The organism is Streptomyces sp. NPDC057638 (genome assembly GCF_042800315.1).
Taxonomy (GTDB): Bacteria; Actinomycetota; Actinomycetes; order Streptomycetales; family Streptomycetaceae; genus Streptomyces.
Genome location: NZ_JBHVHF010000271.1, coordinates 1 through 11155, shown reverse-complemented (window position 1 = coordinate 11155; position 11155 = coordinate 1). Strand labels below are relative to the sequence as shown.

The following is an 11155-nucleotide window of genomic DNA, read 5'->3' as shown; positions in this document are numbered from 1 at the left end:
GCCCCGCTCGGCCATGCGTGCGCGGGGTGGTTCAGGCCCGGCCCAGGGGCCGTTCTCCTCCGCTCGCTCGGCCATGCGCGACGCGCGGCGGTCTGTCCGCTGGTGTACGTCCCGGCGACGGCGCCCGTCAGCCCCCGGTCAGGCCCGGGGCGCCGCTCGCACCAGCTGGGAGAGGTGGACGGCCGCGTCGTGGAGGGGCGCGTCGTCCGCCGTCACGCGGCTCAGCAGCTCGGCGCCCTCCAGCATGCTGATGACCGTTCCGGCGAGGGTGTGGGCCGCTGCCGGTGCGATACCGCCCTCGGTCAGCCTGGCCGCGACGAGGGTCCGCCATTCGGTCAGGGCCCGGGTCGCGGCCTCCTGAAGGCCGGGGACGCGGCCAACGGTTTCCAGGGCGGTGACGGCGACCGGGCAGCCGTCGCTCCAGTCCGACCGTCTGAGGTCTTCGGCCAGCAGCAACGCGCATGCGGCCGTGGCCTCCGCCGGGTCGGCCTTCGAGGCGAGGCCCCTCGCGAGCATCTCGCCGAACTCGCGGGCGCCGTGGCGCATCGCCTCGATCGCCAGCTCTTCCTTGCCGCCGGGGAAGAAGTGGTAGACGGAGCTGGGGGACGCCTGCGCGGCGCCCGCGATGCGCTTGACCGAGGTGCTCTCGTACCCCTGCCGCTGGAGCAGCGCGGCTGTGGCACGGATGATCCGGCGGCGGGTGTCCGTGTCGGTCGAGCGGTCGAGTGGTGAGGTGGCTGCCATGGTCGCGAGTCTACTGGTTGGAACGTTCGATCCAAAGTTGCCGTATGCTCTGGATCGAACGTTCCAACCAGAGTGATGGATGGGTACCGATGAGAGCAGCAGCACCGGCCTCCTTCTGGGAGAGCCACCCCGGATACGCCCGCATGTTCGCGCCCGGGGAGCTGACCGTGGGGTTGTTCCTGCCCCTGTGGCCGTACACGGGCGACATGGCGGCGATGCGCGGCCAGACGGAGATCGTCCGGCGGGCCGACGACGGCGGGTTCGCCGCCGCCTGGGTGCGGGATGTGCCCCTGGCCGATCCGGCCTTCGGCGATGTGGGGCAGGTGTACGACCCGTGGACCGCCCTGACCTGGCTCGCGGCGCACACCTCCCGGATCGCCCTGGCGTCCGGCAGCGTGATCCTCCCGCTGCGGCACCCCATCGACCTGGCCAAACAGGCGGCCTCCGTGGACCATCTCAGCGGCGGCCGGCTGGTGCTCGGGGTGGCGTCCGGAGACCGGCCGGTGGAGTTCCCCGCGTACGGACTGGACCACGGTGCGCGCGGTGCCCGCTACCGGGACGTGGTCGACTCCTTCCGTGGACTGCTGGGGGAGGAGCGGCCCGGCGGCGCGAGCCTGCTGCCGAAACCGGTACACGGCCGGATCCCGCTCCTGGTCACCGGCTCCTCCCAGCAGGCCCCGCTCTGGATCGCCGAGCACGCCGACGGCTGGCTGGTCTACCCCGGGGCCACCGCGACCCCCGAGGGCCCCCGGGCTCTCGGGGAGCGGATCGGGGCGTGGCGGGACCTGGTTCCCGGCGGGGAGTTCCGCCCGGTCGCGACCAACGAATGGATCGACCTGCACGAGGATCCGGACCATCCGCCCACCCCGTTGCGCGGCGGGTTCGTCCTGCGCACGGGCACGCGGGGGCTGCTCGCACTGCTCCACCGCTGGAAGGCGGCCGGGGTGAACCACGCCGCGCTCGGCGTCCAGCACGGCAGGCGCCCCGCCGCGGAGGTGGTGGCGCAGCTCGCCGAGGAGGTCGTCCCGCACTTCCCCGCCCTGTCGTCCCCCGTGCCCCTGGCCCCCGCGTGGTGAGCTCCCGGTGTCCGGCGGGGTCCCCTGCTCCCGGCGCGGGAGCGGAGTCGTCCCGTGTTCCCGGTGGGAGAGTGGAGTCGCCCGATGCTCCCGGTGGGGGAGTCGAGCCCGATGGGTTCCGCGAGGCCATGCGCCACTGGGCGACGGGTGTCGCGGTCGTCACCACCCAGGGCCCCGAGGGCCCGCATGGGATGACCCTGAACTCCCTGCTGTCGGTGTCGCTCGATCCGCCGACCCTGCTGATCTCCCTCAAGCGGGGCAGCCGTACCTCGGAGGTCATCGAGCGCACCGGACGCTTCACCGCCAATGTCCTCGCCGCCGGGCAACACGACCTCGCCGATCGCTTCACCCGGCGCCGTGTCGTCGGCGCCGAGGAGTTCGCGGGAGTGCCCCACCGGCCGTCCCCTGACGGTGGAGGCCCGGAGGTGGACGGTGCCGCCGCCGTGCTGACCTGCCGCGCGGTCCAGCGGGTGGAGATCGCCGACCACACACTGATCGTGGCCAGGGTGAGCACCGCGCGTGGGCCGTCCCCCGCTGATTCCCGTGGGCCGCTGCTCTATGTGGCCCGGGGCTACCGCACGCTCACCGGAGAGGAGGGCGGTTCTCGCTAGTGCTGTGGCGCCGGGAGTCGTGCGGCGACGGCGCCCCGGCGAGGCGAGGCGAGGCGAGGGGAGGTGAGGTGAGGGGCTTGGGGCGGGTGTCGCCGTGTCACCGGCTCCCGCTGGTGCGGTCACGACCGCCCTGCCCGCCACCGCCGGATGGACCGTCCCCGCCGCCGTCGGTGGGGGTCCGGTCGCGGCCCGCCCGTACCGTCGTGGCGCCACCCGGCCCGGAATCGGCGCCACCCGGCCCGGAGTTCCGGGCCGGGTGCGGGGCCGGTGCGTCCAGCAGCGCACGGGTGCGGGCGCCGTCGGGATCGTCGCGCAACTCGTAGATCTCCAGGCGCTGGTCCGGGCGGTCCGACTGGGCCCAGAGCTGGAAGTCGACGGTGATGTGCCCGGCGCCCGGGTGGGTCATCCGCTTGGTCCCGGCGACGCATTCGCCGACGCGCCCCGAGGACCACAGACCGGCGAAGGTGTCGTCATGGACGCACAGTTCGCCGATCATGCGGGTCAGGGTCTCGTCGTCCGGGTGCTTGCCGCTGATCAGCCGCAGATAGGCGACATAGTCGGCCGCCTCCTGGTCCCAGTTCCGGTACAGGGCGCGGGCCCGGGGGTCGAGGAAGAGCAGCCGGGGCAGGGAGGGGCGGGTCCCCGGGTGGTCGGGGGCGTCGAAGGGCAGGTGCGGGGCGATCAGGGCGTGGCCCAGGGCGTTCCAGGCCAGGACGTCGTTGCGGCGGCCGAGGATGATGGCGGGCCGCGCGGCGACCAGGGAGAGCAGTGCCCGCGCGTTGGGGCTGGCGGTCTCCGGGCCGCTGTCCGTCGCGGCGGCGGTGGTGGCCGTGCGCCGGGCGCGCGCCAGGTCGAGCAGGTGCTCGGTCTCGGTGACGGAGAGCTGGAGCGCCCGGGCGAGCGCGAGGAGGACCTCGTCGGAGGCGTTGCGGCTGTGACCCTGCTCCAGCCGGGTGTAGTACGTGACGCTGACCCCGGCGAGCTGGGCGACCTCCTCGCGGCGCAGGCCGGGGACCCGTCGGCGTACCCCGAACCCGTTGAGCGGGGTGGCCTGCGGCATCAGCGCGGCGCGCTTGGCCCGGAGGAAGACGGACAGATCACCCGGATGGTTCATGCGTCAACCATAGGAGGACGGGCGTGACCGCGACCATATCCCTGCCAGTGCCACCCACCCCGGGGGGCGCATTCACCGGGATCTGGTAGCTGACCTGGGCTTCTTCCACGATCGTGGCTATGTCTCCACCGATCATCGCCCTGGCCCTCACCGCCTTCGCCCTGGGAACGGCCGAACTGGTCCCCAACGGTCTGCTGCCTCTCATCAGCGCGGATCTCGGGGTGTCGGTCTCCCGCGCGGGCTGGGTGACCACGAGTTTCGCGCTCGGTGCGACGCTCGGCGGCCCGCTCGTCGCGGCGGCCACGATGCGTCTGCCCCGCAAGCCCTCGGCCATCGGCCTCGCCCTGGTGTTCCTGGTGGCCAACGCCATCACCGCGACCAGCGGATCGCTGCTGGTGGTGTCCGTCTCCCGGGCGCTCGCCGGGGCGATGCTGGGCGGGTTCCTCGGGATCGCGGTCACCATCGCCGGGGCCCTCGTCGCGCCGGACCGGCGGGCCATGGCCATCGCCGTGGTGTTCACCGGCTTCACCGTGTCCAATGTGATCGGTGTCCCCGTCGGCACCCTCGTGGGGCGGGCCGCGGGGTGGGAGTCCGCCTTCTGGGTCGTGGCCGCCCTGGCGCTCATCGGCGCCGTCGCCCTGTGGCTGGCGCTGCCCGGCGCGGCGGGCAGCGGGGACACGGCGGTGAACGGCTTCGGGGTGCTGCGCGGCGGAGCCCTGTGGGCGGCCTTCCTCGCCATCGCCCTCAGCTACGGCGGACTCTTCGTCGTCTACACCTATATCGCCCCCTATCTGACATCTGTGACCGGTGTGACGGCGGGATCCGTCACCTGGCTGCTGCTGCTCTTCGGCGGGGGCCTGATCGCCGGCAACGCGCTGGGCGGCCACTACGCGGACCGGTCGGTGACCCGCACCGTGATCGCCATCCTGGCCCTTCTCGTCGTCTCCCTGCTGGCCCTGTGGGCCCTCGGTGCCGCACTGCCCGCTGTCGTCGTGCTGCTGGTGCTCCTCGGCGGCGCGGGCTTCGGGATGGTGCCCCCGTTGCAGTCCTACGTCCTGCACCTCGCCGGTACGGCGTCCGTCCTGGTCTCCGCGCTGGCGGCCGCGTCGTTCAACGCCGGTGTGGCGCTCGGCTCCGCGGTCGGCGGGACCGTCCTGACCCGGACCGCCGCCTATCCGCCGCTGGCCCTGGCCGGTGCCCTGATGACGCTGCTCGGACTGGTCGTCTTCCTGCTGACCCACCGCCGCCACGCCGCCCGCCGCCCGCTGGTGGGCACCCCGATGGACACGCGGCCGCCGGGTCCCCCGCGCCCGGGCCGGTAGCGCCGCGCCGTCGGCGTACGGTCGGCACGGCGACCCCGGTACGAAGAGATCCACGGAGTCCGGGTGGCGGCGCGGTCTCGGCGGCGCCCGGTCGGCGGCGTGTCCTCGGCGGCGTGTCCTCGGCGGGGCGGTCTCGGCGGGGCGGTCTCGATGGTGCGTTCTCGACGGGGTGGCGGCGCGCCGGTGGGTGCGGCGCCAGGGGCTGGCGGGTGCCGCGCGGTGTGGCGGCGGTCTCAGCCGGAGCCGGGCGCGGGCCGCGGTCCGCCGTCCCCCGCGGAGGCGTCCTGACGTCGGTCCCCTCCTAAGTAGCCGCTGGTCAGGGGGTGTTGGGCGGGAGGCCGACGGGTGCTGGCGCGGCGCGGGCGACCCGCACCGCCCCGGGCGCCGTCGCGCGGCCCGTCTCGGTATGTGTCGCCACTTGACATTAGTCCGCCTTATGGAAGATAAAGATCAAGCTTTGGGTTGAACCTCACGCTGTGTGATGTTTCGGCGTGATTCCATCGAACATCTATGTGAATGAGTGCTGCCGTGTCCCACCCCGCCGTACCCGTGAACCCGATCCCCGACCCCGTGGGGGAGTGGGAGGCGTGGTGCGCCGAGCGGCGGCGCGCGGTCACCTCCGCGACCGGCAACCTGGCTCTTGTCGAGACCCGCTGGCTCCCCGCGGGCCACCTCCCCGACCTGGCGGCCGAGCGGGCCGGGCGGCCGGAGACCGTCACGGTCACCACCGTCCGGCGCACCGATCTCGTCACCGGGGAGCCGGAGCACGGGCTGCGCTTCTGGGACGCCGACGCCCCCGCGATCCGCGCCTTCGAGCGCACCGAGGTCTTCCCCTATGACCCGGCGTGGGTGCTGGACGCCACGTACACCCCCGTCGCCGGGGCCCGGAAGGTCGCCTTCGAGCACATCCGGGACAACGGCGGCACCCGCGACCTGGTCGTGCCCGGCGATATCCGGCTGACCGTCGACGGCCGCGACTACACCCTCAGCGCCTTCGATGACGACGGCGTGCTGCTGCTGGTCTTCGGTGACCCCACCAACGGGGAGATCACCTACGGCGCCGGTCGCTTCCTCTTCGTCACCCGCACCGGCCAGGACACGGTCCGCCTCGACTTCAACCGGGCCTTCGTACCCCCCTGCGGATTCTCCGATCAGTACAACTGTCCGATGCCGCCGCGGCAGAACCGCCTCCACCTGCCCGTCGCGGCCGGTGAGAAGCGTCCCGTCTTCCGCGGCGGCGTCCCCGCACAGCACTGATCCCACCCCGGCACCCTCGATCGCCGCAGCACGAAAGCGCAGTCTTCTGTCATGAACACCAAGAGCCTCCGTACGTCCTCCGCCGTCGCCGCGACCACCGTCGTCCTCGCCCTCACCCTCACCGCCTGCGCCGGTGGCTCCACCGGCACCACCACCACCGGCGGCAAGCACGACCCGAACGCCACGGTGAACATCGGCTCCCTCTACGAGCCGCAGAACCTCGACAACACCGGCGGCGGTGGCCAGGGCGTCACCGAAGCCCTCCACGGCAATGTCTACGAAGGACTGTTCCGGCTCACCGACGGCGGCGAGGTCGAACCACTGCTCGCCGCGTCCCACCAGGTCAGCCCCGACGGCCTGACCTATACCTTCACCCTCCGCGACGGCGTCACCTTCCACAGCGGCAAGGCCCTCACCAGCCAGGACGTCAAGCACAGCCTGGACCGGGTGCTCGCCCCCGACTCCCAGTCGGCGCGGAAGAAGAACCTCTCCGTGGTGAAGTCGATCACCACCCCCGACCCGCGCACGGTCACCGTCACCCTCTCCCAGAAGTCGATCTCCTTCGTCTACAACCTCACCTATGTGTGGATCGTCAACTCCGAGGCGAAGGACCTCAAGCAGCGCGAGGACGGCACCGGCCCCTACCGGCTCGACCAGTGGACCCGGGGCTCCGCCCTCAGCCTGGACCGCTTCGGCCCGTACTGGGGCGACGCGGCGGCCAACAAGAAGGTCGTCTTCCGCTACTTCAAGGACGCGACCGCGCTCAACAACGCCCTGCTGACCAACGCCGTCGACGTGGTCACCAGCGAGCAGTCCCCCGACGCCCTGGACCAGTTCAAGAACAACCCGGGCTACAAGGTCACCGAGGGCAACTCCACCACCAAGCTGCTGCTCGCCTTCAACGACAAGGCCAAGCCCTTCGACGACGTCCGGGTCCGCCAGGCGGTCTCCTTCGCCATCGACGACAAGAAGCTGCTGGAGTCCGTCTGGGGCGGCCACGGCAAACTGATCGGCTCCATGGTCCCGCCCACCGACCCGTGGTACGAGGACCTCACCGCGATCGACGCCCACGACCCCGAGCGCGCCAAGAAGCTGCTGGCCGAGGCGGGCTACCCCCAGGGCTTCAGCCTCACCCTCGACACCCCCAACTACGACCCGCACCCCACGGCCGCGACCTTCATCACCTCGCAGCTCGCCAAGGTCGGCATCACCGTCAAGATCAACACGATCACCCCGGACGAGTGGTACACCAAGGTCTACAAGAACCGGACCTTCCAGGCCACGCTCCAGGAGCATGTCAACGACCGCGACCTGGTCTGGTACGGAAACCCGGACTTCTACTGGGGCTATAACAACCCGCAGGTCACCGCCTGGGTCGAGCAGGCCGAGCAGGCTTCCACCGCCGCCGCGCAGACCGAACTGCTGAAGAAGGTCAACCGCAAGACCGCCGAAGAGGCCGCCAGCGACTGGCTCTACCTCTACCCGCAGATCGTGGTGGCCAGCTCCGGGCTCTCCGGCTACCCCCTCAACGGACTGAACTCGCAGTTCTACGCCTACGACATCAAGAAGGGCTGATGGCGCGCTACGTCCTGCGGCGCTTCGCCTTCCTGCTGGTCTCACTGGCGCTGGCGACCGTGGTGCTCTTCCTCCTGCTGCGGATGCTCCCCGGCGACCCGGCCAACGCGCTGACCGCGGTCGGAGCCACCGACGAGCAGATCGCCGCCGCCCGCGCCTCGATCGGCTCCGACCGTCCGCTGCCGGAGCAGTTCGTCCACTGGACCGGCCAGCTGGTCCGCGGTGACCTCGGGACCTCCTTCGTCAGCTCGCTGCCGGTGGGGCCCGAGGTCACCACCCGGCTCCGGGTCACCCTCCCGCTCACCCTCGCCGCGTTCGTACTGGCCCTGCTGATCGCCGTACCCGCCGGTTTCATCGCCGCCCACAAGCGGCGCACCTGGTACGGCGCCCTGCTCAACGGGGTCTCCCAGCTCGGCATCGCCATCCCGGTGTTCTGGCTCGGCATGATCCTGGTCGTCGTCCTCGCGGTGAACGCCCGCTGGTTCCCCGCCGGGGGCTTCCCGCCCGACGGCTGGGCCCAGCCCGGCGAAGCGGTCCGCTCACTCGTCCTCCCGGTGATCACCATCGCCCTGGTGATGAGCGCGTCCCTGATCCGGTACGTACGCTCCGCCACCCTCGACGTCCTCGGCAGCGACCACCTGCGCACCGCACGCGCGCTCGGGTCCTCCTTCGGCGGCGCGATGTGGCGGCACGGGCTGCGTAACGCCTCCGTACCGGTGATCTCCATCCTCGGCATCGAACTGGCCTCCACCCTGCTCGGCGCGGTCGTCGTGGAGTCCGTCTTCGCCCTGCCGGGGCTCGGCTCCCTGCTCACCACCGGCATCACCCAGCATGACTACCTGGTCATCCAGGGCGTGCTGTTCGTGTCCACCCTCGCGGTCCTGCTGATCGGCTTCGCCGCGGACCTGGTCCAGCGGATCGTCGACCCGCGCCTGCGCGCCGGACTGTCGGGAGGCCCCCGGTGACGTCCACCGAACCCGTGACCACGAGCGCGGCCCCGGCGGCGCCCGCGACCGGACGCGGCCGCACCCGGCGCTCGTCCACCCTGATCGCCGGGTGCGTGCTGGCAGGCTCGATCGCCCTGCTCGCGCTCGTCGCCCTCTTCTGGCTCCCGTACGCCACCGACGACACCTCCGGCGGACGGCTCGCCGGGCCCGGCGGGGACCACCTCCTCGGCACCGACAAACTCGGCCGGGACCTGCTCACCCAGGTGATGAACGGTGCCACGATCGCCTTCCAGGCCGGACTCGGCTCCGTCCTGATCGCCGGGACCCTCGGGCTGGTGCTCGGCGTGCTCGCCGCCTTCGCCCAGGGCTGGCTGGACGACACCCTCTCCGCCTTCCTCGACATCCTCATCGCCTTCCCGACCCTGCTGCTCGCGATGCTCGTCGTGGCCGCGCGCTCCGGCACCCTCGGCTCGGCGGTCCTCGCCATCGGCCTGGCGCAGAGCGCGGTCGTCGCACGGCTCGTGCGCATCCTGGTGAAACGAGTCCTGACCCAGGAGTACATCACCGCCTCCCGCACCTCCGGCACCTCCTGGGCGCGGATCGTCGCCGGTCACGTCCTGCCCAACATCTGGCCCACCCTCGTGGTGAACCTGGCGCTCCAGTTCGGTCTCGCGGTGCTCGCCGAGGCGGGCCTGTCCTACCTCGGACTCGGCGCCCCGCCGCCCAACGCCTCCTGGGGCCGCATGCTGCTGGAGGCCCAGGCCACCTTCACCACCGCCCCGATCGGCGCGCTCGCCCCCGGGATCCTCCTGGTCGTCCTCGTCATCGGCGTCAACCTGATCGCCGACGGGCTGCGCGACACCCTCGACCCGACCACCCGCGAGAGGCCCGCATGAGCATCCTCGCCATCCGCGACCTGGTCATCCGCACCGCCGACGGGCGCGTGCTCGTGGACCACCTGTCCCTGAGCGTCGCCCCCGGCGAACGCCTCGGCCTGATCGGCGAGTCGGGGTCGGGCAAATCCCTGACCTCGCTCGCCGCCCTCGGCCTGCTGCCCGAGGGAATGACCGCCACCGGCAGCGTCGAACTCGACGGCACCCAGGTCATCGGCGCCACCGAGAAGCAGCTCACCGCCGTACGCGGCCGAGGGGCCGCGATCGTCTTCCAGGAGCCGCTGACCGCGCTCGACCCGCTGATGCGCGTCGGCCGCCAGATCGCCGGGCCCCTCGCCCGCCACCGAGGGCTGCGGGGCGCCGCGCTGCGCCACGCCGTCATCGAAGCCCTCCGACAGGTCCGGCTGCCCGAACCCGAACGGCTCGCCCGCTCCTTCCCGCACGAGATCTCCGGCGGCCAGCGGCAGCGGGTCGCCCTCGCGATGGCCCTGGCCTGCGAGCCCCGGCTGCTGATCGCGGACGAGCCGACGACCGCGCTTGATGTCACCGTCCAGTCCGACCTGCTCGACCTGCTCGACACACTGGTACGGGAACGGGCGATGGCGCTGCTGTTCATCAGCCATGACCTCGCGGTGGTGGCGCGTACCACGGAACGGGTCGTCGTCCTCAAGGACGGCCGGGCGGTGGAGGACGGGCCCGTGCGCGACATCGTGCACGCCCCGCGCGACCCCTACACCGCGACCCTGGTCGACAGCGCACGCCAGCTGGAGCACGCCCTGGACCGACGGAGGACGCGATGACCCCCACCAGCACCGTGCCCGTACTGGAGCTGGACGGTGTCTCCTACGCCTACCGCGGCGGCGCGGCGCCCGTCGTCAACGACGTCCACCTCGCCGTCGCCGCCGGGGAGAGCCTCGCGCTCGTCGGCGAGTCGGGCACCGGCAAGACCACCCTGCTCCGGCTGCTCCTCGGGCTCGCCCGGCCCACCGCGGGCGCGGTCCGCTTCGACGGCGCCGAGCTGCGGCCGCGCGACCGCGCGCTGATGCGGCGCTTCCGGCGCGGCGTGCAGTGCGTCTTCCAGGACCCCTACTCCTCGCTCGACCCGCGCCGGCGTGTCGGGCACACCGTGGCCGAGCCGCTGCGCTCCCTCGGTCTGGACGACCGCCGCACGGCGGCGCCCAAGGTGGCCGCCGCGCTGGCCGCGGTCGGTCTGCCCGAGGACGCGGCCGACCGCTACCCGCACGAGTTCTCCGGCGGCCAGCGGCAGCGGATCGCCATCGCCCGCGCGACCGTGTGCGACCCGCGGGTCCTCCTGGCCGACGAGCCCGTCAGCGCGCTGGACGTCACGACCCGGGTCACGGTCGTGGACCTCCTCCACGAACTGCGCGAGGAACGCGGTCTGACGCTGGTGATGGTCTCCCACGACCTGTCGGTGGTGGCGTCGCTGTGCGACCGTACGGCGGTGCTGGAGCGGGGCCGTGTGGTGGAGGAGGGCTCGACGGACCAGGTACTGGGCGCGCCTGAGCACCCGTACACCCGGCGCCTGATGGCGAGCGTCCCGCGCCTGCCCGCGTAGCGGTCCCGCCCGCGCCCTGACCGGGCCCGGCCCGCCGCGC

The 11155-nt window shown here is 72.5% G+C and carries 11 protein-coding genes; 9 read left to right on the top strand and 2 right to left on the bottom strand.

What is annotated here, in order from left to right; all coding sequences use genetic code 11:
* Positions 1–138: 138 nt before the first annotated feature.
* A complete protein-coding gene (locus tag ACFVIM_RS27575; protein ID WP_384306640.1) occupies positions 139–744 on the bottom strand; it encodes a TetR/AcrR family transcriptional regulator in 606 nt (201 codons plus the stop codon).
* 89 nt (positions 745–833) lie between these two features.
* Here ACFVIM_RS27575 and ACFVIM_RS27570 point away from each other — a divergent pair, with 89 nt between their 5' ends.
* Both ACFVIM_RS27570 and ACFVIM_RS27565 read left to right on the top strand, forming a co-directional pair.
* Complete coding sequence (locus tag ACFVIM_RS27570) at positions 834–1820, top strand: LLM class oxidoreductase (RefSeq protein ID WP_384306638.1); 987 nt, start codon at positions 834–836, stop codon at positions 1818–1820.
* A 71-nt stretch (positions 1821–1891) separates the two neighbouring features.
* Complete coding sequence (locus ACFVIM_RS27565; protein ID WP_384306635.1) at positions 1892–2431, top strand: flavin reductase family protein; 540 nt, start codon at positions 1892–1894, stop codon at positions 2429–2431.
* A gap of 97 nt (positions 2432–2528) precedes the next feature.
* On the opposite strand, the gene ACFVIM_RS27560 is transcribed toward ACFVIM_RS27565, so the two are convergent.
* Positions 2529–3545 (bottom strand): helix-turn-helix domain-containing protein, encoded by a 1017-nt coding sequence (locus ACFVIM_RS27560; protein WP_384306632.1) that lies wholly within the window; start codon positions 3543–3545, stop codon positions 2529–2531.
* Positions 3546–3664: 119 nt separating this feature from the next.
* Here ACFVIM_RS27560 and ACFVIM_RS27555 point away from each other — a divergent pair, with 119 nt between their 5' ends.
* The 7 genes from ACFVIM_RS27555 to ACFVIM_RS27525 all read left to right on the top strand — a co-directional run bounded on the left by ACFVIM_RS27555 (position 3665) and on the right by ACFVIM_RS27525 (position 11115).
* Positions 3665–4867 (top strand): MFS transporter, encoded by a 1203-nt coding sequence (locus ACFVIM_RS27555; RefSeq protein ID WP_384306629.1) that lies wholly within the window; start codon positions 3665–3667, stop codon positions 4865–4867.
* A gap of 516 nt (positions 4868–5383) precedes the next feature.
* Entirely contained in the window at positions 5384–6124 is a 741-nt protein-coding gene (locus ACFVIM_RS27550; RefSeq protein WP_384306626.1) for a DUF1684 domain-containing protein, read from the top strand.
* Between the two features lie 51 nt (positions 6125–6175).
* The gene (locus ACFVIM_RS27545) at positions 6176–7699 is read left to right on the top strand and encodes an ABC transporter substrate-binding protein (RefSeq protein WP_384306624.1); all 1524 of its coding nucleotides are present in this window, start codon (positions 6176–6178) and stop codon (positions 7697–7699) included.
* Positions 7699–8664 (top strand): ABC transporter permease, encoded by a 966-nt coding sequence (locus ACFVIM_RS27540; RefSeq protein ID WP_384306623.1) that lies wholly within the window; start codon positions 7699–7701, stop codon positions 8662–8664. Before ACFVIM_RS27545 ends, ACFVIM_RS27540 begins: the two co-directional genes overlap by 1 nt.
* Positions 8661–9542, top strand: coding sequence for an ABC transporter permease (locus tag ACFVIM_RS27535; RefSeq protein WP_384306621.1), 882 nt, complete (start codon positions 8661–8663; stop codon positions 9540–9542). Before ACFVIM_RS27540 ends, ACFVIM_RS27535 begins: the two co-directional genes overlap by 4 nt.
* Positions 9539–10339 (top strand): ATP-binding cassette domain-containing protein, encoded by an 801-nt coding sequence (locus ACFVIM_RS27530; protein ID WP_384306619.1) that lies wholly within the window; start codon positions 9539–9541, stop codon positions 10337–10339. Before ACFVIM_RS27535 ends, ACFVIM_RS27530 begins: the two co-directional genes overlap by 4 nt.
* Positions 10336–11115, top strand: a complete 780-nt coding sequence (locus ACFVIM_RS27525) for an ABC transporter ATP-binding protein (protein WP_384306616.1) — start codon at positions 10336–10338, stop codon at positions 11113–11115. The genes ACFVIM_RS27530 and ACFVIM_RS27525 overlap by 4 nt, the downstream gene beginning before the upstream one ends.
* The last annotated feature ends 40 nt before the right edge of the window (positions 11116–11155 follow it).

Excerpts from the sequence above, each read along its gene's own strand:
- ACFVIM_RS27550 (WP_384306626.1), top strand. The coding sequence starts at position 5,384 with ATGAGTGCTGCCGTGTCCCACCCCGCCGTACCCGTGAACCCGATCCCC.
- ACFVIM_RS27570 (WP_384306638.1), top strand. The coding sequence starts at position 834 with ATGAGAGCAGCAGCACCGGCCTCCTTCTGGGAGAGCCACCCCGGATAC.
- ACFVIM_RS27560 (WP_384306632.1), bottom strand. The coding sequence starts at position 3,545 with ATGAACCATCCGGGTGATCTGTCCGTCTTCCTCCGGGCCAAGCGCGCC.
- ACFVIM_RS27545 (WP_384306624.1), top strand. The coding sequence starts at position 6,176 with ATGAACACCAAGAGCCTCCGTACGTCCTCCGCCGTCGCCGCGACCACC.
- ACFVIM_RS27575 (WP_384306640.1), bottom strand. The coding sequence starts at position 744 with ATGGCAGCCACCTCACCACTCGACCGCTCGACCGACACGGACACCCGC.
- ACFVIM_RS27525 (WP_384306616.1), top strand. The coding sequence starts at position 10,336 with ATGACCCCCACCAGCACCGTGCCCGTACTGGAGCTGGACGGTGTCTCC.
- ACFVIM_RS27540 (WP_384306623.1), top strand. The coding sequence starts at position 7,699 with ATGGCGCGCTACGTCCTGCGGCGCTTCGCCTTCCTGCTGGTCTCACTG.
- ACFVIM_RS27555 (WP_384306629.1), top strand. The coding sequence starts at position 3,665 with ATGTCTCCACCGATCATCGCCCTGGCCCTCACCGCCTTCGCCCTGGGA.
- ACFVIM_RS27530 (WP_384306619.1), top strand. The coding sequence starts at position 9,539 with ATGAGCATCCTCGCCATCCGCGACCTGGTCATCCGCACCGCCGACGGG.